This is a genomic window from Piscinibacter sp. PDB5-1 (genome assembly GCF_056676035.1).
Window position 1 is genome coordinate 357,567 of the sequence record NZ_JBWVZL010000001.1, and the last position, 24,027, is coordinate 381,593.

General features: G+C 65.5%; 17 protein-coding genes. 11 read left to right on the top strand and 6 right to left on the bottom strand.

Annotated features, from left to right (window positions below; genetic code table 11):
• Positions 1-236 precede the first annotated feature (236 nt).
• From tssA to AC1KAT_RS01665, 11 genes are all read left to right on the top strand, one after another.
• The gene (gene tssA, locus AC1KAT_RS01615) at positions 237-1,241 is read left to right on the top strand and encodes a type VI secretion system protein TssA (RefSeq protein WP_480322100.1); all 1,005 of its coding nucleotides are present in this window, start codon (positions 237-239) and stop codon (positions 1,239-1,241) included.
• A gap of 58 nt (positions 1,242-1,299) precedes the next feature.
• Positions 1,300-1,833 (top strand): type VI secretion system contractile sheath small subunit, encoded by a 534-nt coding sequence (tssB, locus tag AC1KAT_RS01620; RefSeq protein ID WP_480322102.1) that lies wholly within the window; start codon positions 1,300-1,302, stop codon positions 1,831-1,833.
• A 24-nt stretch (positions 1,834-1,857) separates the two neighbouring features.
• Positions 1,858-3,351 carry a type VI secretion system contractile sheath large subunit gene (gene tssC, locus AC1KAT_RS01625; RefSeq protein WP_480322104.1) on the top strand — a complete coding sequence of 498 codons (1,494 nt, stop codon included), beginning with the start codon at positions 1,858-1,860 and terminating at the stop codon, positions 3,349-3,351.
• A 125-nt stretch (positions 3,352-3,476) separates the two neighbouring features.
• Positions 3,477-3,956: an Hcp family type VI secretion system effector gene (locus AC1KAT_RS01630; RefSeq protein ID WP_480322106.1), complete on the top strand. Its 480-nt coding sequence runs from the start codon at positions 3,477-3,479 to the stop codon at positions 3,954-3,956.
• 95 nt (positions 3,957-4,051) lie between these two features.
• Positions 4,052-4,564: an Hcp family type VI secretion system effector gene (locus AC1KAT_RS01635; protein WP_480322108.1), complete on the top strand. Its 513-nt coding sequence runs from the start codon at positions 4,052-4,054 to the stop codon at positions 4,562-4,564.
• Positions 4,565-4,614: 50 nt separating this feature from the next.
• Positions 4,615-5,406, top strand: coding sequence for a type VI secretion system accessory protein TagJ (locus tag AC1KAT_RS01640; RefSeq protein ID WP_480322110.1), 792 nt, complete (start codon positions 4,615-4,617; stop codon positions 5,404-5,406).
• A gap of 137 nt (positions 5,407-5,543) precedes the next feature.
• Entirely contained in the window at positions 5,544-6,068 is a 525-nt protein-coding gene (tssE, locus tag AC1KAT_RS01645) for a type VI secretion system baseplate subunit TssE (protein ID WP_480322112.1), read from the top strand.
• A gap of 7 nt (positions 6,069-6,075) precedes the next feature.
• Positions 6,076-7,938, top strand: a complete 1,863-nt coding sequence (tssF, locus tag AC1KAT_RS01650) for a type VI secretion system baseplate subunit TssF (RefSeq protein WP_480322114.1) — start codon at positions 6,076-6,078, stop codon at positions 7,936-7,938.
• Positions 7,939-8,070: 132 nt separating this feature from the next.
• Positions 8,071-9,153 (top strand): type VI secretion system baseplate subunit TssG, encoded by a 1,083-nt coding sequence (tssG, locus tag AC1KAT_RS01655; protein ID WP_480322116.1) that lies wholly within the window; start codon positions 8,071-8,073, stop codon positions 9,151-9,153.
• 66 nt (positions 9,154-9,219) lie between these two features.
• A complete protein-coding gene (gene tssH / locus AC1KAT_RS01660) occupies positions 9,220-11,937 on the top strand; it encodes a type VI secretion system ATPase TssH (RefSeq protein WP_480322118.1) in 2,718 nt (905 codons plus the stop codon).
• A 119-nt stretch (positions 11,938-12,056) separates the two neighbouring features.
• A complete protein-coding gene (locus AC1KAT_RS01665; RefSeq protein ID WP_480322120.1) occupies positions 12,057-13,391 on the top strand; it encodes a tetratricopeptide repeat protein in 1,335 nt (444 codons plus the stop codon).
• Between the two features lie 299 nt (positions 13,392-13,690).
• On the opposite strand, the gene AC1KAT_RS01670 is transcribed toward AC1KAT_RS01665, so the two are convergent.
• From AC1KAT_RS01670 to AC1KAT_RS01695, 6 genes are all read right to left on the bottom strand, one after another.
• Positions 13,691-14,110, bottom strand: coding sequence for a hypothetical protein (locus AC1KAT_RS01670; protein WP_480322122.1), 420 nt, complete (start codon positions 14,108-14,110; stop codon positions 13,691-13,693).
• Between the two features lie 117 nt (positions 14,111-14,227).
• The gene (locus AC1KAT_RS01675; RefSeq protein WP_480322124.1) at positions 14,228-15,475 is read right to left on the bottom strand and encodes a hypothetical protein; all 1,248 of its coding nucleotides are present in this window, start codon (positions 15,473-15,475) and stop codon (positions 14,228-14,230) included.
• Positions 15,476-15,576: 101 nt separating this feature from the next.
• Positions 15,577-18,921 carry a metallophosphoesterase gene (locus tag AC1KAT_RS01680; RefSeq protein WP_480322126.1) on the bottom strand — a complete coding sequence of 1,115 codons (3,345 nt, stop codon included), beginning with the start codon at positions 18,919-18,921 and terminating at the stop codon, positions 15,577-15,579.
• A 25-nt stretch (positions 18,922-18,946) separates the two neighbouring features.
• Positions 18,947-19,921, bottom strand: a complete 975-nt coding sequence (locus tag AC1KAT_RS01685) for a DUF4123 domain-containing protein (protein ID WP_480322128.1) — start codon at positions 19,919-19,921, stop codon at positions 18,947-18,949.
• Between the two features lie 23 nt (positions 19,922-19,944).
• Positions 19,945-22,959: a type VI secretion system Vgr family protein gene (locus tag AC1KAT_RS01690; protein WP_480322130.1), complete on the bottom strand. Its 3,015-nt coding sequence runs from the start codon at positions 22,957-22,959 to the stop codon at positions 19,945-19,947.
• A 142-nt stretch (positions 22,960-23,101) separates the two neighbouring features.
• Positions 23,102-23,920, bottom strand: a complete 819-nt coding sequence (locus AC1KAT_RS01695) for a thioesterase domain-containing protein (protein WP_480322132.1) — start codon at positions 23,918-23,920, stop codon at positions 23,102-23,104.
• Positions 23,921-24,027: the final 107 nt, after the last annotated feature.

Here is a 24,027-nt window from a genome sequence, read left to right on the forward strand (position 1 = left end):
TCCACCGGGCCCCGGACATGACCAAAGCCCTGCGCCGCGGCCGCTTCGAAGTGACTTTCGGCTGATGGCGCTGCGAACCGTGATTTCTACAGTCCACGACATTCGCAACCCAGAGCTTTTGGCATGAGAAATCCGGTGACATCGCAGACGCTTCGGGCCCCGTGCCAAGCCACGCAAGGGCTGGCCAGCCGCCCGTCGGCGACCCCGGCGATGCACGCCTCGGACGAGGGCCTGTCGTGAGCACCCTGCCTGTCGAAGAGCTGCTGGCCTCGCTGGGCGACGACGCCCCCTGCGGCGAAGACCTCGAATACGACCCGGCCTTCATCGGCCTCGAAGAAGCCGCCCGCGGCAAGGCCGAGCAGCAGTTCGGCGACACCGTCATCGCCGCCCAAGAGCCCGACTGGCGCGAAGTGCACGAACAGGCCCTTGCCGTGGCCCGCCGCACCCGCGACCTGCGCGTGGCAGTGCTGCTGGCCCGCTCGGGCGCCCGGCTGCACGGCCTCGCAGCCTACGCCAGCGGCCTGCAACTGGTGGCCGGCCTGCTCGAACAGCATTGGGACCGCGTCTTCCCGCTGCTCGACGCCGACGACAACAACGACCCGACCATGCGCCTGAACGCGCTGGCCCCGCTGGTCGATGGCGCCTCTGGCCTGGCCGACCTGCGCGCCGCCGCCGTCAGCACCGGCCGCATGCCGCTCACCGTGCGCCAGATCGAGCTGGCCTCGGGCAAGGTCGACCCGCACGGCGACGAAACCGTGCCCTCGCAAGACGCCATCGTGCAGGTCATCCGCGACCTCGAAGGCCAGAAGCCCGGCGCCATCGACCTGCTCAAGCAGCCGCTGGCCGCCGTGGCCCGCATCGAAGCCGCCATCGAGGCCAAAGTGGGCTCGCAAGGCCCCGACCTCAAGCCCCTGCAGGTGCTGTCGCGCTGGCTGGCCAGTGCCGCTGCGCAGGCCGAAGCCGGCGGCGCCATCGAAAGCACCGGCGCCGGCAGCCCGGGTGTGGGCACGGCCGCCACCAGCAGCCAGGCGGTCGGTGCACTGCGCACCCGCGACGATGTGATCCGCACCCTCGACAGCGTGTGCAAGTGGATCGAACACAACGAGCCGACCAACCCGGCGCCACTGCTCATCCGCCGCGCGCAGCGGCTGATGGGCAAGAGCTTCCTCGAAATCATCCGCGACCTGGTGCCCGATGGGCTCGACCAGGTCGAGAAGATCGCTGGCACGACCAGCGAATAAAAGAACGGCTGCCGCACGGCACACCGCAACTTGAACCCCGCGTAACAGGAGCCCCGTCATGGCCACCAGCAGTCAAAAGTTCATTGCCCGCAACCGCGCCCCGCGCGTGCAGATCGAGTACGACGTCGAGCTGTATGGCGCCGAGAAGAAGGTGCAGCTGCCCTTCGTGATGGGCGTGCTGTCCGACCTGTCGGGCAAGCCGGCCGAGCCGCTCGCCCCGGTGGCCGAGCGCAAGCTGCTCGACTTCGACGTGGACAACTTCGACAGCCGCATGAAGTCCATGAAGCCGCGCGTGGCCTTCCAGGTGCCCAACACGCTGACCGGCGAAGGCAACCTCTCGGTGGACATCACCTTCGAGAACATGGACGACTTCTCGCCCGCCGCCGTGGCCCGCAAGGTCGATTCGCTCAATCAGCTGCTGACCGCACGCCAGCAACTGAGCAACCTCATCACCTACATGGACGGCAAGACCGGCGCCGAAGAGCTGCTGGCTAAGGTCATCTCCGACCCCGCCCTGCTCGCCAGCCTGGCCAGCGCCAAGAAGGCCACCGACGACGCGGCACCGGCCGGCGGCGAAGCGAAGTCCGAATAACCCCTGCACTCACGGAGATCCACGATGGCAGATGCACAAACCCAATCGTCGGCGCTGCAGGGCGTTGAATACCAGGGCGGCGACTTCGCCAGCCTGTTGAACAAAGAGTTCAAGCCCAAGAGCGACGAAGCCAAGTCGGCGGTCGAATCGGCGGTCATGACGCTGGCGCAGCAGGCGCTGTCGCAGACCAAGCTGATCGGCAGCGACGTCATCGCCTCGATCGAAGCGATGATCGCCGAGCTCGACAAGAAGCTGTCCGATCAGATCAACCTGATCATGCACAACCCCGAGTTCCAGCAGCTCGAATCGGCCTGGCGCGGCCTGCATCACTTGGTGAACAACACCGAGACCGACGAGATGCTGAAGATCCGCGTGATGAACATCAGCAAGGCCGAACTCGGCAAAACGCTGAAGCGCTACAAGGGCACGGCCTGGGACCAGAGCCCCATCTTCAAGCGCGTCTACGAAGAAGAGTTCGGCCAGTTCGGCGGCGAGCCCTTCGGCTGCCTGGTGGGCGACTACTACTTCGGCCACGGCCCGCAAGACGTCGAGCTGCTCGGCGAAATGGCCAAGGTGTCGGCCGCCGCGCACACGCCCTTCATCGCTGCAGCCGACCCGGCCCTGTGCCAGATGGGCTCGTGGCAAGAGCTCGCCAACCCGCGCGACCTGACCAAGATCTTCACGACGCCCGAATACGCCGCGTGGCGCTCGCTGCGCGAGAGCGACGACGCCAAGTACATCGGCCTGGCCATGCCGCGCTTCCTGTCGCGCATTCCCTACGGCGCAAAGACGAACCCGGTCGAAGAGTTCAACTTCGAAGAAGACACCGGCAGCGCCGACCACACCAAGTACACCTGGGCCAACTCGGCGTACGCGATGGCGGTCAACATCAACCGCTCGTTCAAGCAATACGGCTGGTGCTCGCGCATTCGCGGCATCGAGTCGGGCGGCTCGGTCGAAGGCCTGCCCACGCACACCTTCCCGACCGACGACGGCGGCGTGGACATGAAGTGCCCGACCGAAATCGCCATCAGCGACCGCCGCGAGGCCGAACTCGCCAAGAACGGCTTCATGCCGCTGGTGCACCGCAAGAACAGCGACTTCGCAGCCTTCATCGGCGCGCAATCGCTGCAAAAGCCGGCCGAGTACGACGACCCCGACGCCACCGCGAACGCCAACCTGGCCGCTCGCCTGCCCTACCTCTTCGCCACCTGCCGCTTCGCGCACTACCTGAAGTGCATCGTGCGCGACAAGGTCGGCTCGTTCAAAGAGCGCTCCGACATGGAGAAGTGGCTCAACAACTGGATCATGAATTACGTGGACGGCGACCCCGCCAACTCCTCCGAGACGACCAAGGCGCAAAAGCCGCTGGCCGCCGCCGAGGTGGTGGTCGAAGAGATCCCCGGCAACCCCGGCTACTACTCGTCCAAGTTCTTCCTGCGGCCGCACTACCAGCTCGAAGGGCTGACCGTGTCGCTGCGACTCGTTTCCAAACTGCCCTCGCAGAAGCAGCAGTAATCCAAGCAAGGAAGGTGCAGTCCGCGGAGCTGCACCGACCCCAAGTCAACGCAAACCGTTCATTGACCAGCGTCATCACCAGCGCAGGCAAGACCCTTCTTTTCTTAAATTTTTAGGAGTTCACCATGAGCAGCGACTTTCACATCAAGTTCGACGGCGTCGAAGGCGAAGCAACCCACAAGGACCACAAGGGCGAGATCGAGATCCTGTCCTGGTCGTGGGACGTGAGCCAGACCTCGGGCGCGTCGACCGGCGGCGGCTCGGGCCGTGGCAAGGCCAACCCGGGCGAATTCGTCTTCACCCACATCTACGACAAGGCCTCGCCGGTGCTGGCCAAGCACGCCGCTTCGGGCAAGCACTTCAAGGACGCCAAGCTGACCGCCCGCAAGGCCGGCGAAGGCCAGAAGGCCTTCCTGACGATCACGCTGAAAGAAGTGTTCATCACCCGCGTGGCGCCGTCGGGCGAGTCCGAGGGTGACATCACCGAAGAAGTGACCGCCACCTACAAGGACATCGAGTTCGCCTACAAGCCGCAAGACGACAAGGGCGGCCTGGGCGGCGAAATCAAGTTCGGCTGGAACACGGCCACCACCGAAACCCGCTGAGCGCCAAGCGGCGACTGCCGGCCTCGTGCCACCCTGGGGTGGCGCTGGCCGCAGCCGCCGGCTTTTCCGTTTGATCCGCCCTGGAAGGAATCCACATGCCCTCGGTCAACCCACGTTCGGCGTCATCGGGTGCAGTTGACGTCTACCTCGCCGTGCAGAGCAAGCGCGCGGGCAAGATCAAAGGCGAAAGCACCGCCCTCGACCACAAGGACGAGATCGTCGTGCATTCGTGGAAATGGGGCGTGGCCGCCAGCTCGGCGCTGGGCTCGTCGCAGGCCACCGGCCGGCGCAGCTACAGCCACCTCACCGTCTACAAACACATCGACTGCGCGTCCACCGCGCTGATGAGCGTGCTCGTCACCAACGACGAGGTCAAGGAAGCCAAGCTCGCGATGCGCAAGGCCGGCGATGGCCAGCGCGATTTCTTCACCATCACGTTGAGCGCCGCGCGCGTGATCGGCGTCGATCTCGAATGCGACGCCAGCGGCCAGACGCTGGAGAAACTCACCTTCTCGTTCAACAAGGTGCAGGTCGACTACGAAATTCAGCAAGGCACCGGCGGCCGTGGCGCAGGCTTCAGCTTCCAGGACGAGATCCTGCCCACCTGAGGCCTGATCCCCACAACGCCCCGCGCTGCACGCCGACCGAGAGACCCACGATGCCCACTCCCCAGGAATTCCTCGCCGCCGGCGACCCGACCCAAGCCTTGCAGGCCTTGCAGCAAGAGGTGCGCGGCAAACCGGGCGACGCGAAGCTGCGCGTCTTCCTGTTCCAGCTGCTGGCCGTGCTCGGCCAGTGGGAACGGGCCATGTCACAGCTCGACGTCTGCGGCCAGCTCGACGCCGGCGCGCTCGCCATGGTCAACACCTACCGCGAGGCCATCAAGTGCGAGGCCGTGCGCGGCGCGGTGTTCGCCGGCAAGACGACCCCGGTGGTCTTCGGCCAGCCGTCCGAGTGGGTGGCGCGGTTGATCCAGGCGTTGGCGCACGAAGCCCAGGGCCAGACGGCACAGGCGCAGCAGTTGCGCGCCGAAGCCTTCGAACAAGCCCCCACCTCGACCGGCACGCTCAACGGCGAAGCCTTCGAGTGGATCGCCGATGCCGACTCGCGCCTGGGCCCGGTGCTCGAAGTGGTGCTCAACGGCCGCTACACCTGGGTGCCCTTCGACGCACTCTCGAAGGTGAGCATCGACGCCCCCGAAGACCTGCGCGACATGGTCTGGGCGCCAGCCCAACTGACCTTCGCCAACGGCGGCGAGTCGGTCGCACTGATCCCGACCTGCTACCCCGGCACGCGTGAGCAAGCCGACGGCAAGCTCAAGCTCGCGCGCGGCACCGAATGGCTCGAACTCGGCAGCGACCAGTACGCCGGTCTGGGGCAGCGTGTGCTGACGTCCAGCGGGCCTGAGCTGGGCTTGCTGGAAGTGCGCGAGCTCGTGCTGGTTCGTTGATTCCCACGCGATCGCCAAAAGATTCACCGCCAAGACGCCAAGAGCACAAAGAGCGCCAAGAGAAATGAACCCCTTTGCGTGCTTGGCGCCCTTGGCGTCTTGGCGGTAAAGAAGACCTCGCCCCACCACCGACCCACATGAGCGCCAACCTGCGCGACCGCCTGCAACCGGCCCTGCTCGACCGGTTGACCGACCTTGCGCCGCAGTCGCAGGTCGAGGCCGACGACACGCGGGTGATGAACAAGACGCAGATCCGCGAGGCGGTGTTGCGTGACCTCAGCTGGCTGCTCAACTCGGTGCAGCCGCTCGGGGCCAAGGTCGCGCAGCAATACCCCGAGGCCGCGGCCTCGGTGCTGAACTACGGGCTGCCGCCGATGTCGGGCCAGCTCGCCTCGCGCATCGACGTGAGCCTGCTCGAACGCACGCTCAAGCAGGCCATCCTGCGTTTCGAGCCGCGCGTGATGGAAGACTCGCTCGAAGTGAAGGCGCTCGAAGCCACCAGCGTGCTCGACACGCACAACGTCATCGAGTTCGAGATCCGCGGCTTCATGTGGGCCCAGCCCGTGCCGCTCGAACTGCTGCTGCGCACGCAGGTCGATCTCGAAGCCGGCCAGGTGGAAGTGCGCGACGCCACCAGCACAACCGCACGGCGCCGCACCTGAAGAGTCCATGGACCCGAACCTGCTTCGCCACTACAACGACGAACTGACCCACCTGCGCGAGGTGGGTGCCGAGTTCGCGAAAGAATTTCCGAAGATCGCCGCGCGCCTGTCGATGGACGGCGTCGAGGTCTCGGACCCCTACGTCGAGCGCCTGCTCGAAGGCTTTGCCTTCCTGGCCGCGCGGGTGCAACTGAAGATCGACGCCGAGCACCCGAAGTTCATCCAGCACCTGCTCGAGACCGTCTACCCCGGCTTCCTGTCGCCCGTGCCCTCGATGCTGATCGCGCGCATGCGGCCCGACCCGCTCGACCCGAACCTGCAGCGCGGCTTCACCGTCAAGCGCGGCAGCGCACTCACGGCCGAGACGGTGCGCGGGCAGAACACGCGCTGCGAATTTCGCACCGCGCACGACGTGACGCTGTGGCCGATCGAGATCGAGTCGGCGCAGTACTTCACCCACGCGCCCGACCTGCCGCTCACGCGCCTGCCCTTTGCCAAGCAGATTCGCGGCGGCCTGCGCATCCGCCTCAAGCTGCATGGCGGGCTGAAGTTCAAGCAGCTCAAGCTCGACCGCCTGCCGCTGTACATCTCGGCGCCCGACGACGTGGCCTTCCGGCTGCACGAGCTGATCCTCGGCACCACGCTGGGCACCTGGGTGGGTGGCGCGACGCGCAACTCGGTGCAGGGCTTCGGCGACGCGGCCACCGTGGCGCCGGTCGGCTTCGACGACGAGCACGCCCTGCTGCCCGAAACGCTGCGCGGCTTCAGCGGCCACCGGCTGCTGCAAGAGTTCGCGGCGATGCCGCAGCGCTTTCTGTTCTTTGAAGTGAACGACCTCGCCCGGCGCCTTGCGCTGGTCGATGCGGCCGAAGCCGAAGTCGTTCTGCTGTTTTCGCGCGGGGAGGCCGCTCTTGAATCGCTGGTGGACGCCGGCAGCCTTGCGCTCTTTTGTACCCCGGCGGTCAACCTCTTCCCGAAGCGCCTCGACCGCATCCAGCTCGGGCCGGGCAGCCACGAGCACCACGTTGTGCCCGACCGCACCCGGCCGATGGACTACGAAGTCCACACGCTCGACACCGTCACCGGCTACGGCGTGGGCCAGGTGGCCGAACAGCGCTTCATGCCCATGTACGCGGCCTTCCACGAAACCGCCGGCGAACAGGGCGCCTACTTCACCGTGCGCCGCGAAGCACGCCTGCTGTCGGCGCGGCAACGGCAAGACGGCCCGCGCTCGGCCTACGTCGGGCAAGAGGTCTTCGTGTCGCTGGTCGACCCGAGCCACGCGCCCTACCGCGAAGACATCCGCCAGCTGTCGCTGGCCGCGCTGGTGACCAACCGCGACCTGCCCACGCTGCTGCCGGCTTCGGCCACGTGGACACTCGACGCCGCCGGCCCGGCCGGTCGCATCGAGACGCTGCGCGGGCCCACGCGGCCGGTGCAGCGCCTGGCCCGCGGCGACGTGGGCTGGGCGATGGTGAGCCTGCTCACGCTCAACCACCTGAGCATCGCCGGCGAAGACCCCACCCGCGCGGCCGCCGCGCTGCGCTCGCTGCTGGCCCTGCACGGCCCCGAGCAAGACGTGGCCTGGAGCAAGCAGGTCGAAAGCCTGCAGTGGGTGCAGGCGCGTTCGGTCGTGCGGCGCCTGCCCTTCCCCGGCCCGCTGACCTTCGGCTGCGGCGTGGAGGTGACCGCGCTGGTCGATGAGCTGGGCTTCCAGGGGTCGAGCGCCTTCATGCTCGGCCAGGTGCTCGACCGCTTCTTCGCGCGGCACGCCAGCGCCAACAGCTTCTGCGAAACGGTGCTGCGCTCGGCCTCACGCGGCGAGATCATGCGGTGCAAGCCGCGCATCGGCACGAGGGCGGTGCTATGAGCCGCGAGCTTGTCGCGGCTCAAGCCGGTGCCGGCCACGCCCCTCAAGCCGTTCGGGCTGAGGTATCGAAGCCCCGCCACGGCAAGTGCAGGCCCCTCGATACCTCAGGGCGAAGGGTTGTGGAGCTTGGGCATGACTGAGGCCCAGGCCCTCTACCAGCGCCGCCAGCAGTTGCACGAAGCGCTGGCCGCCGAACCGTGGGCGCACGATTACTTCGCCACGCTGCGACGCATCAACGCGCTGCACCCGCAACAGCCGCGCCTGGGCAGCGCGCTGCGGCCCAGCGCCGAGCCGATCCGCGTTGGCCAGGAGCCGGAGTTGGACTTCGCGCCAGCCGCGCTGATGTCGTTCAAGACGAACGAGCACACGCCGCCGCGCCTGGGGGTGCGCTTCTTCGGCCTGTTCGGGCCGATGGGCGCGCTGCCGCTGCACCTGACCGAGTACGCGCGCGACCGCCAGCGCAACCACGCCGACCCGACCTTCGTGCGCTTTGCGGATGTCTTTCACCACCGCGCGCTGCTGCTCTTCTATCGCGCGTGGGCGCAGGCGCAGCCCACGGTGCAGGCCGACCGGCCCGCAGACGACCAGTTCGCCAAATGGGTCAGCGCCTTCTTCGGCCAGGCACCCGCGGCGCTGCGCCGCGCCGACAGCGTGCCCGACGCGGCCAAGCGCTTCAACGCCGGCCACCTGGCGCGCGCGACGCGCAACCCCGAGGGCATCGTCAAGGTGCTGCGGCAGTACTTTCAGGTGCCGATCCGAATCGAGCCTTATGTGGGCCACTGGATGCACCTGCGCCCCGAAGACCGCAGCCGACTGGGCAGCGCGGCCAACCGCCGCAGCACGGCGCTGGGCATCACCGCCGTGGCCGGCCCCAAGGTGTGGGACCGCCAGTACAAGCTGCGCCTGCACATCGGCCCGCTCACCCGCGAGCAATACGAAAACTTCCTGCCCGGCCAGCGCTCGCTGACCGAGCTGCGCGACTGGATGCGCCAGTTGCTCGGCTTCGAGATGCTGTGGGACGTGCGCCTCGTGCTGCGCGGCGATGCCGTGCCCGCCCTGCAGGCCGGTCGCGACACGCGGCTGGGCATGACCACCTGGCTGGGGCGCAAGACGCCGCATCCGGACCGCGGCGAACTGCACCTGCGCCCCGCGAACACGCCGTCGATGCCATCCGCTGCGGCCTCGTCACACGCCGTCGATTTCCGTTCGGGCTGAGGTCTCGAAGCCCTCGCTCGGCCCTCGCCCAAGCCGCCCATTTCGTCTTCTTGAAGGACCACCACCATGGCTGAAATCAGTCGCTCCGCCCTCTTCGGCAAACTCAATCCGCTGGCCTACAAGGCCATCGAAGGGGCCACCGTGTTCTGCAAGCTGCGCGGCAACCCCTACGTGGAGTTGCAGCACTGGCTGTTCCAGATCCTGCAGTCGCAAGACTCTGACCTGCACCGCCTGGCCAAGCACTACGGCATCGAGGCCTCGGCGCTGGTGACCGACCTGCAGAACTCGCTCGACCGCCTGCCGCGTGGCGCCTCGTCGGTGACCGATCTGTCGAGCTTCGTCGAAGACGCCGTCGAGCGCGGCTGGGTCTACGGCTCGTTGATGTTCGGCGGCACGCAGGTGCGCACGGGCTTTCTGATCGTCGGTCTGCTCAAGACCAAGACGCTGCGCAACGTGCTGCTGTCGATCAGCAAGCAGTTCGAGCGCATCCAGCTCGACGACCTGACCGAGAACTTCCACAAGATCCTCGGCGGCTCGCCCGAAGAGTCGCAAGCTGCCAGCGAAAGCGGCGCGGCCCCGGGCGAGGCCAGCGGCGCCATCGCCCCGGCCGCGATGGGCAAGCAAGAGGCGCTGAAGAAGTTCACCACCGACCTCACCGAGCAAGCGCGCGGCGGCAAGATGGATCCGATCGTCGGCCGCGATGACGAGATCCGTCAGGTGGTCGACATCCTGATGCGCCGCCGGCAGAACAACCCCATCCTCATCGGCGAGGCCGGCGTGGGCAAGACCGCCGTGGTCGAAGGCTTCGCCCAGCGCATCGCGCGCGGCGACGTGCCGCCTTCGCTGAAAGACGTCGAGCTGCGCGCGCTCGATGTCGGCCTGCTGCAGGCCGGCGCCAGCATGAAGGGCGAGTTCGAACAGCGCCTGCGTTCGGTGATCGACGAGGTGCAGGCCTCGGCCAAGCCCATCATCTTGTTCATCGACGAAACCCACACGCTGGTGGGCGCGGGTGGCGCGGCCGGCACGGGCGACGCGGCCAACCTGCTGAAGCCGGCGCTCGCGCGCGGGCAGCTGCGCACCATCGGCGCGACGACCTTCGCCGAGTACAAGAAGCACATCGAGAAAGACCCGGCGCTGACGCGCCGCTTCCAGAGCATCACCGTCGATGAACCCGACGAAGCGCGCGCCATTCTGATGATGCGCGGCGTGGCCTCGACGATGGAGAAGCACCACAACGTGCAGATCCTCGACGAGGCGCTCGAAGCCGCGGTGAAGCTGTCGCACCGCTACATCCCCGCGCGACAGTTGCCCGACAAGTCGGTCAGCCTGCTCGACACCGCCTGCGCCCGCGTGGCCGTGAGCCTGCACGCGACGCCGGCCGAGGTGGACGACTGCAGCAAGCGCATCGAGTCGCTGGAGGTCGAGCGCGGCATCATCGCCCGCGAAAACGCCATCGGCATCGATACCACCAAGCGTGCCACCGCCGTCGAAGCCCTGCTCAGCGCCGAGCGCGCCCGCCTCGACACGCTGCAAACCCGCTGGCAAGCCGAGAAGGGCCTGGTGGACCAACTGCTCGCGCTGCGCGCCAAGCTGCGCGAAGGGCTGGAGCCGGTCGAAGGCACCGGCAGCAAACTCGAGCAAGGCGCCGAAGCCGAAGCCAGCAAGGCCGACCTGCCCAAGCTGAGCGAGAGCGAACGCGACGCGACGCTCGCCGAACTGCACCGCGTGCAGGCCGAGCTGGCCAGCCTGCAAGGCGAAAGCCCCCTGATCTTGCCGACCGTGGACTACCAGGCCGTGGCCAGCGTGGTGGGCGACTGGACCGGCATCCCGGTCGGTCGCATGGCCGCCAACGAGATCGAGACCATCCTCAACCTGCCGCAATCGTTGGGGCAGCGCGTGATCGGCCAAGACCACGCGATGGAGATGATCGCCAAGCGCATCCAGACCTCGCGCGCCGGGCTCGACAACCCCAACAAGCCCATCGGCGTATTCATGCTGGCCGGCACCTCGGGCGTCGGCAAGACCGAGACCGCGCTCGCGCTGGCCGAGGCCTTGTACGGCGGCGAGCAGAACGTCATCACCATCAACATGAGCGAGTACCAAGAGGCGCACACCGTCTCGACGCTCAAGGGCTCGCCCCCCGGCTACGTGGGCTACGGCGAAGGCGGCGTGCTGACCGAGGCCGTGCGGCGCCGGCCCTACAGCGTGGTGCTGCTCGACGAGGTGGAGAAGGCGCACCCCGACGTGCACGAACTCTTCTTCCAGGTCTTCGACAAGGGCTGGATGGAAGACGGCGAAGGCCGCCTCATCGACTTCAAGAACACGATCATCCTGCTGACCAGCAACGCCGGCAGCGAGTTGATCATGAACCTGTGCAAAGACCCCGAGCTGATGCCCGAGCCCGAGGCCATCGCCAAGGCGCTGCGCGAGCCGCTGTTGAAGGTCTTCCCGGCGGCGCTGCTGGGTCGCATCGTGACCATCCCCTACTACCCGCTGAGCGAAGACATGCTCGGCCGCATCGTGCGGCTGCAGCTCAACCGCATCAAGAAGCGCGTCGAGGCCAACCACGGCGTGCCGTTCACGTACGACGACGAGGTGGTCAAGCTCGTGGTGAGCCGCTGCAACGAAGTCGAAAGCGGCGGCCGCGTGATCGACGCCTTGCTGACCAACACCGTGCTGCCGCAAGTCAGCCGCGAGTACCTGACGCGCCTGGCCAGCGGTGCTCCGCTGCAGAAGGTCGCCCTGAGCGTGGCCAATGGCGACTTCGGGTATGCGTTCGACTGATCGGGTGTTGTGCCCTCCTCTCCCTCGGGGGAGAGGGCCGGGGTGAGGGCCACCCGCGTGACCCACCTGCCCAGCAGTTGACCGCACCCGATGCCGACGCAAACGAAGAGCCGCTGTCCATGCAAACCAAACCCAGGCCTCTGAGCGGCTCAGCCCGCCTCGCCCAACAGCAGCTTCTCAAACGCGCCATCGAACTGCTGCGCGACAAGAAGCCCGACCTCGCCGAGCCTGTCCTGAAGACCGTGCTCGAGCGCTGGCCGAACCAGCACGACGCGCTGCACTTTCTCGGCGTGCTGCAACACCAGCGCGGGCGCAGCGAAGAAGGCCTCGCGCTGATTCGCCGCGCCATCGACGCCCTGCCCGACCAGCCCGGCCCCTGGAACAACCTCGGCAACGTGCTGGTCGAGATGCAGCGCTTCGACGAAGCGGCTGAGGCGTACCAACGCTGCCTCGCGCTGCGGCCCGATCACCTCGACGCGCTGAACAACCTCGCGACCATCCACCGCAAACGCGGCGCGCACGGCGAGTCCGAAGCCCTGTGCCGCCGCGCCCTGGCCGCGCACCCCGACTTCGCACAGGCTTGGTACAACCTGTCGCTCACGCTGCTGGAGCAAGGCAAGGTCGATGAAGGCCTCACCGCCAACAGCCGCGCCATCCTGCTGTGGCCGCGTCACCTGCAGGCACGCAACGCGGTGCCACGCGCGCTGGTCCACCTCGGCCGGCTCGACGAAGCCGCGAAGCTGTACCGAGAATGGCTCGCGACCGACCCCGACAACCCGGTGATCCAGCATCACCTGGCGGCCTGCACCGGTGACGGCCAAGTCCCGTCACGCGCCAGCGACGCCTACGTCGAAAAAACCTTCGACGCCTTCGCCGCCACCTTCGACGCGAATCTGGCGGCCTTGGGCTACCGCGCACCCCAGTTGGTCGCCGATCTGCTGGCCGAACTGCTGCCGGCTCCCGCAAGGCAATTCGATATCAACGACCTCGGCTGCGGCACCGGCCTGTGCGGGCCGATGGTGCGCCCCTGGGCTCGCACGCTGCACGGCTGCGACCTGTCGGCCGGCATGCTGGAAAAAGCACAGCGCCGCGAGGTGTACGACCAGCTGCGGCACAGCGAGCTGGTGGCGGACATGCGGGCGCATCCCGCCCAGTTCGACGCGCTGGTTTGCGCGGATACGCTGTGCTACTTCGGTGATTTGGACGAGGCCATCGCAGCGGCGGCGCAATCGCTGCGCCCGGGCGGTTACTTTGTCTTCACCGTCGAGGCCTTGTTGGCCGAAGGCCATGCCCCGTATCAGCTCCAGCCCCACGGACGCTATGCGCACCGAGGCGAGTCGCTGCAAGCGTTGATCAACGCATCAACGCTCCGCGTCGCAGCCTTCCGGCAGGAAACCCTGCGCATGGAGGCGGGCCGACCCGTGACTGGGTGGCTGGTAGCCCTCTGCGCATGAGCCACCAGGCGCATAGCCTTTCAAGGCAAGTCTTCGCCAAGGGGTCGACACCGGCACATGATCATCGCGACAAGCGCCCTGCCTTGCCTCGCCGGGTCGAGATCCGTGGGATGCCGACTCATGCATGCCCAAGTCACCAATGAACCTTGCGCGAGAAATGAATTCACTCGGGGTGTTGTTGACGGCAGCCCTGCCCTCTGCCTGTTCTTCGTTCGGCTCTGACAACGTGTCAATTCCATGGCGTCGCTGCCGGCCGTCTGGCCTTCGCAGTGAAAGCGAATGACTGGGCTGAGGCGTCGTCATCCGCGCTGGTTCGCCCTCCATTCGGCATCGTAGATGCGCCCCCGGTCGCTCAGGTCCGGGAAATGAACCGAAGTCACCAATTCCGCCGTGCGATCGGGGTAGATATGCAAGCCGAGGTAAGCATGCTCTGCGGGTGAGCGATTCAGAACCGGCCGGTTGGCCGCATAAACCGTCTCGCCATTGCCAGGCATCCCCTCGGGTCCACCCAGGCGCCATGACACCGACTGCTGCCCAAATGTGATCGACACCCCCGGCATCGAGCCGCCGCCGGAGTGAGGATATTCACCTGCAACCCCGACATCCAATCCATTGATCAACACATCGAAGATCGGCCGGCCGAGGTAGCTGAACAGCACGACTTCAAAAGTACCGTGCACAGAGAACTCGCAGCCTGAAAGAAAGATCGGCGCAAACAAGAACAATCCGACACAGCCGCGGCGGGTGCGGCGCTCGCAGGCCACTCGCTCTTGCGGCAGAGCACACGGCCCATGCGCAACCCGCCGGTGAAGCCGAAGTCTCATCGATTGGCGCTTTCAGAGCGCGACCTTCGAATTCTTGTCGGTAACGAGCTTCAGTTTTTCCTTGGTAACGTTCTCTGCAACGACGTCCCTGACTTGGGTGTTTCTGAAATCGAGTGTTCCCGAGAGGGTGACATTCTTCAGGGTCAGCGTACCGATCTCGCTGTGGGGAAGTTGCGTGTCGGTCAACGCAGCGTTTTCGACTGTGAACTGCTGGATGTGCGAGTAAGTGAAGTCACCACGCGCGACGGGTGTCTTGCGCAACGTGACCGAGCCGATTTCAGTGAAGTACGAGATGACCTTGCCGGTCTTCTTCGAGATGTAGGGGACGATCTTTCCGTCCGAATCTCGCTTCGGAGGATCTCCGGGAGCGAAGAGCCTCGCGTGGGTGCCCTGAAAAGAGCACTGGTCAAGGAGCAGGCTTTCCATTTCCACCCAGGAGACAGACAAGCCCCAACCGCTTTTCCGGTCGTCGACACCTGTGGGGTGGTTGAACACGCACTGCGTCGCCCTGAGTCCGCCGATCTCTGCGCGCATGAAGTCAAAGCTTCCGCTGACCTTCTCAAGCACGACCTGCTTGCCCTTCAGGCGGCTGGCATCTACTCGATCAAAAGTGCTGTTCCGAATCGTCAACGACGCAATAACGGCGTGAGGCATATCCATGTCGTTCTCGACGGTGCAGCTGTCGATTAACAGGCTGACAGCGCCGTGCTCAAAGCGGTGACTGAATAAGATTCGATCGACCTTGCAGTTGACAACTTCTGTATGCGTATCAATGAAAGTTCGGAATCGGTGTATCTCGCAATCCACATATCTCGACTTACCTCCAACACCAACCGTACCGTATAGCCGCATTGCGCCAGCATGCTGGGGGCTGTCGGGCTCTGTTCCCTTGAAATAGCACCGCTCAAAAATTGATTCACCATCTCCGCCCCCCGGCAGGATAGACACGCCTCTTCCGAGAAACCCACAGTCCTTGAAAGTCAGGTTCGACCAACGCCCTCCCTCCCACCGCACGCCAGAGAACCCGCAGCGCGTAAAACGCAGGTGCTTCATGTTGACGTCGAACATCATGTGCCCGAGGAACATGCAATCGACAAACTCGATGTCCTCCAGGGACACATCATCCAAGCGGTGGGAATCACCGCCTCCACCAATATACCGATCGCGGATCACGAGGGGAGCATCGCCGACCACTCTGCGCCGCGTTTCTAGGTCAGTCAGTAGCGCGAAATCTTCGTCGCTAAGCATTGTTTTGTTCATCGTCGTCTTCGTGATTGCAAAGGGCTTGGCAGGTGATCTTTCGCACGCAGAGAGCAGGGAGGCCACAGATGCGGCTAGCAACGTTCTGCGTGAGAGCCCACTCATGCCTTTCTCACCTTGGTGTCGTATTTGTATTGATCCGGGAACATGGCGGAAAGCGCCACAAAGTCGGGCACCTCACCAAACTCACCTGCTGGTCGGCGAATGTTCATGCTCATGCCTGAACCTGCTGTCGTGAGGACTACGGGAAAGCACCACGCATCATCGAAGTTGTAGTGCGAGTAAAGCCCCGCTCTCGCTGATCTTTTTAACGTGATCCGGACAAACGCAGGAACATTTGGGGCTGCCTGGAGTGCAGCAAAGACGCCCTCGTGATCCCAAAAACTCATTTGATACCGGTACTCTGGCGGCACCGAGCGATCCTTCGGATCCACCTCGTCATGCTCGGCTCGGCGGTTCAATACAGTGCTGAACGCACGATAGGAGCCGCCCTCTACACCCCGGGCATCCCACACAAAAAACTCCACCCTCTCCACAAAAGGCTCGATCTGCTGCACATGCGCCGTGGTCATCCAGAAATTGCGCACCGTCCGTCCGACCATGCCACGCCCTCCGCTTGAATGCCTGGCCCAGGAGATGACCGGCCTCTCTTTCTCGACCATCAGGTAGTCCAACGCCACGCAGAACCTCGGCTGCGCGCTGGGTTGCTTGGCCGTGATGCGGCGGAACTCATCGCAGCCCATGGCATCGGTCTTGAGCAGCGTTCCAGACGGCGGCGTCAGGTTCCAGCCCAGCATTTCTCCGTTGTAGTTCTGGCAGCCGATCGGGCCACCGCATGACGACACGAGCACCCTGGTGCGGCCGCTGTCGAACATGCGCCGGTGCACGTCGTCGTATGAACCATCGCCAGGCTCCACGGGTTCATATGCCTGCACGCTGACAGCGTGAAAGTCATCGCCCGGCTTATTCCGAAGCTTCGCAACCGAGTAGGCTCCGGCACGGTGCGAGTGGCCCGCCAGCGTGTAGTGCAGGCGACCTTCCCGAGTCCCCTCGTTGAGCAATCCAAAAAGCCATTTGCGCTTCAGGCTGAAGGTGCCGCGGTTGTAGTCGTTGAAGGTGCCATCGCTCAACAGAAATTCGCGTGCGTCGCCCGCTTCTGTCAACTTGAGTCGGCGAAAGCTCACGGGGTTGTCGTAGTTGATCAGCGTGAAGTGGGTGAACAACACGTTTCTGCATTGGGCGGGTGATGCCTTGAGGGCGTCAACAATGAGTGCCTGTTGCACGTCGCTGAGGCTTTTGTCCGCGCGGGGCAAGCCCATCAATTGGCCTGCAATGGCCTTCTGGCTTTCCCAGACGAAGGCTCCCGCCGATGCCGCAGGATTGGTTGACAAGACTGGGTTGCCCTGAACATCTCTATGGGCTTGGCTGGCAGCAGCCATCGCCTCCTCGCCAGTCATGTCGGCATTGATCATGATTTCGGTCTCGCCCCAATCGAGCCCGATGAAGCACTGCGTCTGCCCGTAACGCACCCGAAAGTCGGCGAGCGGCGTGAACAACATGTAGAACCAGTCGAAGTTCGACGGCATGAAGTTCCACGCTTTGACCAGTTGGCCATAGGAAGGCCCATAGGCCATGCAGGCTTCGTAGATGGTGAGGTTGTGATCGGCTGGGATGCCCTGGTTGGCACGAGTGTCAGAAAACTCGTACTCGAGCGCAACGGCATCGGGGTCATCGCTGGCCTGCGGGTTCTTCAGCCCTTCCCATTTGCCAGCACCCCATTCCTTCGTCTTGCGCCAAATCAGCGCAGGCCCTGGAGCCACGGCATCGAAGGCACCTCTGGACGGTGACTCGGTGGACTTGGCTTCTTTTTCAGCGGTTACGGCTGCGTCGGTCACTCGTTTGGGCACCACGACCGCCTCAGCCTCGAGCAGGTCCGCTTCTTCCGTGGCCTCGTCGGCTTTGGCTTGCTTCCCCTCGCGCTCCAGCCTGCGTGCGTACGCGCGCAGGCGTAGAACGCGCTTGGCACGCGTGTCATCGTCCAGAGTTTGCCGAATTGTTTGACCCACGCTGTGTGAGTTCATACGGGGCGCAATGCCGTAAGGCACGTCGTAGGCCTCGTGGTTGCCGGTGATAACAAACAGCGGACAGTGGTTCAAGTACGAGTACTTGAACAATGAGTACGTGAGCATGTCGTCCAGCCCACGCGGGTAGAGCGTGCCGTCCTTCGCTTTGCCGCCCACGAACTGTTTGCTGAGGTCGTACTGCGCCCATTGGTCCTTGGGCGCGCCCTGGGCGAGCTTAGCGGGGTTGAAGTTCTGATTGAAGTCGACCAAGTCGCCGGTGATGAAGAGTGCGTCTGCCCCCTTCTCGCGCATGCTGTCAAACAGTTCGCGCAGTATGACGAAGCTGTTGGCGAGCTTGGGGCCGAGCGGGTCGGACACGCCGGGGATCGCCGCAGCCTGCGACTGTGCTAACGCAAAGTGCCGGCTGTTCACGTGCACGTCGGTCAGGTGGCCGATGTGCAGTGCGGGCTTGCTCTTGAAAATCACCGGGTGATAGGCCTTCAGCCGACTCGTTTCGTTGCGCAACTGGGGACCGAGCTGACCTTGCGTGGTGGCCGGAACGTTGAAGGTAAAGGGCTCCCAGAAGTGCTGCTTGTTCTTCTTCATCATCCAGAGGAAGTCGTAGATCAGCTTGTCCTGATGCTCCCAATGCGAAACGCCCTTGAGCGCCGGCGCTTTGTTGGGAAGCTCGGCTTGCTTGTAGACGCAGGTCACCATCCATGCCAGCGAATACGCATGGTCAGGCGCGGGCTGCACGCGCAGCCCCTGCAGGCTCAACTCGATCTCGAACAGATGCGCCAAGGGCTTGTTGGTCACGTCGGCTTTGCCAGGCGGCAGCTCATGGGCTGGGGCGATCGGCCCATAGGCCGCCGTGCCGGTGACGAAGAAGTCGACGGAACTCTGACGCAGGGTGGCGACCAATTGGCCTTCATGGTCATAGATAGTGCGCCCCCAACCGAGCGAATCGCCGCCTTTGGCCCGGGGAGAGTAAGCCCCGCGATACCACACCTTGATGCCGGTCTGGGCTGCCGCCTCGCTGCCGTACAGCCGTGCCCCTTTGAGGTCTGTGCTCGTTTTGTGCGCTTCGGCAAACGGCATGAGGCGCATATGCTTGTTGATGAAGTACCAAGCCAGCGGGGCCTCCCTGCCGCGCCCTGGGCCAGTGATTTCGAAGAGACTCCGGCAAGCGTCTTCGACAATCAAATAGACCTTGATGAACTTCTCGCTGGCAGGCGCCACATAGGGCGTACCGAGGGCAGGAAAAAGAATCACAGCCTGGAGTTCCGCCTGGTCGGCACACTCCTCACAAGGAGCCGGCGTGTTGACAGAGGCTGCCCTTGCCGCCGCGCGAGCCTTGGCGATGGAATCGTTGATTGAACTCATGATGGGGACAAACAGGTCGAGGGTGTCAGCGTGCGGGTGCCATGTCGGGCGTTCCGAGGGTCAGGAGAGCCGCAGCATCAAGAAAGGTCACGCGTTCGGTCTGGCATCGCTTCAGTGCGACGGCGACACTCGGGTGTTCGTCGAAGCGACGGCCGAAAGCGAGTCGCAGCCAGCTGTAAAACTGGAAGTCCGCGTCATCTTGAAGCCCCTCGCGGGATGCATGGGCAAGTACGGCATCAAGTTGCCTGAATCTCGCGTCGTAGGCGAGGTCCAGGAAGTTGTTCCGCACTGCGGTGGCCAAGGGGTCGTCAGAATCGGAGCTTGCCGCTTGTTCTTCGATGCGGGCGAGGATGCGGTCGGTGCGCGTGGCTTGCTCCAGCATTCCCTGTTGCTTTAACGAGTAAGTGTTGAGAGGCGGGGTGAACTGCGGAGGGTTGGGCTCAGGCGCCCGCCACTCTCGCCAGGTTCCCGATCGGAGCCATACGCCCCAACGCGAAACGGGGCGAAACATCTCCCCGTACTGCTCGACAGTCAACATTGTCATGAAGCCGGGAAGCACTCGGGGGTCTGTGTACCGCATGAGCACTTCCCCCAGTTCTTCCCCTGCGTCGTCGAGCAGTCGACCATCGAGCCAGTGCCGGAAGTGCGCTCCGAGCGTCTCCAGCCCAAACGGCGACAAAACCCAACTGATGCATGGGGCGCGGCGAGTCAAGGCCACCAATGATTCCAGCTCTGGTGCCACAGGAGGCGACACCGCGAGATGGGCTACGCGGCCGGCGCGAATGAGAAGGGGCGACCTGTCACCGAGGCTTGCTTCAGGCAAACCATCGAACAGTCGCAAGGCAGGTAGGTTGCGGACGACCGGCGACTTGGCTGCTTCTAGGTCGAGTCCAGGCTCCACGAGCGCGTACAGGTTCGACGAAGAGTCTGCCGCAGCAACCCATTGAAGCAATGCCGACAGATGAGCGGCAAGCTGTTCGTTGCTCAGGAAGGGGGGCATGGTGTCTGTCAACGCGATGCCTATCAAATGCGGGGAGCCATGCCGCTTGCTTCGCGCAAGGCTTTCTCCATACAAGTTTCGCAAACGGCGCGCGGCAGTTCTCCCAACCCATAGTTTTCGCTGGCGGGGCCAACAAAGCTCTTGGTGCCTGCTTTCACCGAAATCTTCCCCGGGCACTTCACCTCAATGCCCGAGCCCGAGAGTTCGATGCACGCCCCACCCGCCGTGGTCAGCGTGATCTTCTTGGCCGCCGCCCAGTCGATGTGTGCGTTGGCCGTCTGGATGTTGATGAGCCCCTTGGCGGCCACTTGCGCCTGACCGGCCTGGGCTTGCATCTGCACCGGGCCTTGTCCCGCGATCATCGTGAGGCCTTTGCCTTTGGCGCCTTCGCCGGGCTGCACGGCGCCGGCCAGGATGCCGAGGCTCTGGCCGGTGTGCACGCGCATCTGCCCGCCGCTGGCGATGTGGACGTCTTGCCCCGCGTTGACGCTCACGGTGTCGCCGCTGGCGATCTGGATGTCTTGGCCGGCCACGGTGGTGAAGCCGGCCTTGGCGCTGAAGGCGACGATGGGGTCGGCGCTGTGGGGCAGCTTGTCGGCGCTGGCCTGGGTGCTGGTGTTGGACGCGTCGGTCTGTGCGGCCTCGAAGCCTTGCTGGCTGACCATGCCGCTGGCCGTGGTGTGCAAGGCCTTCATCGCGGCGGCTTTGTCGCTCAGCGGGCTCTGGCCGGCTTTCGTGCTGCCCAGGGCGGTGGCGAAGGCGGTGGTCTGGTGGGTCTGGGCGGCCTTGCTGAAGCTGTCGGTGAGTTGGACGGCTTGTTTGAGCAAGGCCATGCCGGGGGCGTTGTCGCCGGCGGGGTCTGCCTCTTGGGCGCCGTAGCTGCTGATGAGCAGGCCTTGGCTGGCGCGGATGGCGCCGTAGGCGTCGGTTCGGAGTTCGAAGCCTTCGCCCCGGAAGCTGCCTCGGTGGTTGTCGGCCTGGTGGACGAGGTGGCCAAGGTTGAGTTGGCTGGCGTGCTGGGTGGTGGCGAGTTGCACGCGCAGCTGGCCCGGGGTGTCGTCGAAGACGAGCTGGTTGAAGCCGTCGCCGCCGAACTCTTTGCTCTTGATGCCGCTCAGGGCTGCAGCGTTGTTCTGTGCGTTGGCACCTTCGCTGGCGCTGCCGGGGGCCCCGCCGTGCCAGGCGGGGCTGTGGCCGCCGGCCCCTGCGCCCATGAGATTGCCTTGGGCGCTCGCGCGGTGGTCGTGGCTCTGGGCGTAGGGGCTGAGGTCGGTCTCACCGGGTTGCCCGCCGGGGGTGGATGGCAGGCCGGCTTCGCCTCGGCCGTTGTAGAGGGTGCCAATGACGACGGGCCGGCTGGTGTCGCCATCGATGAATTGCACCAGCACTTCTTGACCGATGCGGGGGATGAACTGGGTGCCCATGCCGGCGCCCGACCAGCGTTGGGCGACGCGCACCCAGCAGGTGCCGCGGTTTTCGGGGCGGCCGTCGGCGTGCGGGGCGGCTTGCCAGTGGAAGCGCAGTTTGATGCGCCCGAGCGCGTCGGTGTAGAGCTCGTCGGCACCTTGGGGGCTGTCGTTGCCGCTGGCGCCGATGACGACGGCGGTTTGCAGGCCGAGGGCGGTGGCCTCGTCCATCGGCTGCGGGCGCCAGGGCATGAGTCGGCGGATGGCTTCGAAGCGGTTGGCGTGGCCGGTGGCTTCGGCGGTGGCGCGCAGTTCGGGGTCGTGCGCGATGGCGTCGCTGAGCAGGGCGTCGTCTTCGGCGAAGGGCTCGGGTTCGTCGGGGCCGAGGGCCTGTGCGATGGCGTTGCTCAGGTCTTTGGGCAGGTTGTTGATGCCCAGCGCCTGCACCTTGAGCACGGTGAACTGGCGGTGGGCGGGGTCGGCGCCTGCGCCCGCCAATTCGGCCAGTGAGTCGAGCGGGCTGTCGGTGAGGGTGAACCACTGGCCGGCGCGCAGGGTGCGCACGGTGCTGCGGGCGAGCCAGGTCTTGTTGCGGGCTTCGAAAGCCTGCTGGCGGCAGGTGGCGCGGTGCTCGGCTTCGCTGCGGCTGCAGTCGCCGGTGTCGGCGCCGTCGGCACCGGGTGCGTAGTCTTCGAACCAGTGGGCCAGGTCTTGCACGGCAGCGCTGGCGAAGCGGTGGTCGGTGGGGACTTGGGCGGTGGAGGCGCTTTGGGCGCGGTAGTCCCAATGCAGCAGGGCGCTGGCGGTGGGGTTGAGTTGGCGTTGGCCGCCGAAGGCCTGGATGGCGTCTTGCCGTTGCACGGCGCCAGCCGCGTGGAAGCGGATGCCCTGGCCGCCCGAGGTGGCGTTCTCGGGCACGCGGCTGCTGTCGGCGAAGAAGACGACGCGGTGGCCGCTGGCGGCGGCGTCGTGTTCTTCGACGCGCCAGTTGAGGCCTTCTTCGGCAAGCAGGCGTTGTGCGAAGGCGAGGTCGCTCTCGCGGTATTGCACGCAGTAGGGGCGCACGCCGCCGTTGGGGCCTTGGGCGATGAAGGCGGCGAGGTCTTCGGTCGCACCGTCTTCACTGGACTCACCCCATTGCCACGCGGCGTGGGCGCTGTAGGCGGCGTCGCCGAGCACGTCGTCGAGGATCTGGATCACGCTCTTGTCTTGCCACACGCGGCTGTGCCGGGTGTGGCCGAGCAGGGCGAGCCAGGGTTGGGCGCTGAGGTGGTAGCGGGCGAAGCCGCCGTCGGCCTGGCCTTGGCGGGCGCGCATCACGAGGGCGCTGCGCCGTGTGCGGCGGCCGTCGGCCAGCGTGGTGAAGAGCTGGACGCGCTGGCCGATGAGGCCGTGCAAGTCGATGCGGGCGTCGAAGCCCAGGGTGGTGAGGTCGAGCTGGAACGGTGCGTTGAGCGATTCGACGCTCGTGAAGCTCTCGACCATCAACTGACCCAGCGGGCCGTCGCCTTCGAGGGTGTACAGGCGTTGGGCCAGGGTCCACTGGCCCAGCAGTTGGCTCAGTTGGGCTTGCAGGGCTGCGGTGACGCCGCGGACAACGCCTGAAGCCGCGTCGCTGAGTCGGTCGAGCATGTGTTTTTATCCCCCCTGTGAAACGGCCCGCGAATTTTGTCAGCCGGGCCTCTTGCGCACCCTGCTTGTACGAACTGTTACGGGGTGTTCCGCCCAAAGAGGGGGGCGATTCGCAGGGCCCGACGACGGGTCAACCCCTCGTTCAGGGCACCACGCCATGGCGCCGCAGATGCGGCCACATCCAGGCTTCGACTTCGGCCATGCCGCGCGCTTCGGCCTCAGGCGTGACGGCAGAAGAGCCCATCGGGTCGCCCTCGGCGATGAAGGTACCGGTGCTGCTCATGTGGTCGGGCTGCCGGCCCCAGGGCGTGCCGCCCATGCCGCCGTGCGTGGTGAAGAAGTAGCGCATCGGGTTCGGTTGAAAGTTCACGCCGGCCGCCGCGCGCAAGCCGCAGTTGCCGAACGAGCCCCGGCTGTGCGTCGCCGGGTCGCGCACGGCGTGGTAGCAGTGGCGCACGTTGGGCGGGATCTCTTCGGCGTCGAGCGCCATGTTGCGCGCCACGGCATCGAACAGGAACATCGCCTCGACCGGAATGCCGCGCCGGTTGAGCAGGCGCGCCACGTGGATGAGGATGGCCGCGCCCCGGCTGTGGCCGGCCATGTAGATGCGGCGACGGCGCTGCGTGGCCTCGAAGGCCTCGACCTCGTCGGCCGACCAGGTGCTCACCGAGCGGCCGCTCGTCCAGGCGGGCATCGATTCGACGTCGTCGTGGTACGAGTTCCACAGCGCCATGACCTCTTCGAGCACGAACTGCGGATCGACGTGGTGCACGCCGCCGAAGCTGCCGAAGCCGGCATCGTCCCAGGTGTCGCCGGGCCCGCGGTGGTGGATGGGCGCCGGGTCGGGCGCCGGGTGCGCGCGAAGGTATTCGTTCTTCACGCGGTTGACGAAGCTGTGGGCGAAGACACGCGCGTACTCGGCGCTGTCAGAAGGCCCGGTTCCATCGACGCACACGAGCATGGGGCTCACTCCGATCGGCAAACCCGCCGGGTCGAACCGCCCACGGGGTGCCGGCAGCTTAAGTGGCAGGCCCACGGACGCGTCATTGACTTTGGTCGCTTTACCCC